1 protein-coding gene is annotated in these 352 nt (G+C 50.0%); it reads right to left on the bottom strand.

Annotated features, from left to right (window positions below):
* Positions 1-165: 165 nt before the first annotated feature.
* Positions 166-352, bottom strand: a 187-nt coding sequence (locus ACO0LB_RS20685) for an acyloxyacyl hydrolase (RefSeq protein WP_423052601.1), incomplete at its 5' end; no start/stop codon positions are given.

Below are 352 nucleotides of genomic sequence, written 5' to 3'. Positions count from 1 at the left end.
CAGTGTGAAAGTAGGTTATCGTCAGGCTTGTATTCTGCGAACCCCCCGTTACCAGCGTAACGGGGGGTTTTGCTTTTACAGACTCCTCTTCGCTCTCCTCACGGCCATGCAGCGCCAGAAAAATAATCCCAGCGCCCTGCAATGGATTCTGCTCCCGGTCTCCTTTTAGAAGGCCATGCCCGCTTTAATGACGGCAAAATTGCCCCCAGGATTCGGGTGTTTGACGCCGCCATTGGAATAATGTTGTATCTTGAAGCTCAGATCCCAGCCGTTGTTCAGGACATAGCCAACACCAATGTGGTCTCCAAACTGAAAGTTCGTCGAAAATTGACGGCCATTGTTGTTATAGATT

The organism is Undibacterium sp. SXout7W (assembly GCF_049339385.1).
Lineage (GTDB): Bacteria > Pseudomonadota > Gammaproteobacteria > Burkholderiales > Burkholderiaceae_D > Undibacterium.
The sequence above is the reverse complement of the archived record's forward strand: the minus strand, read 5'-3'. Positions and strand labels throughout refer to the sequence as shown.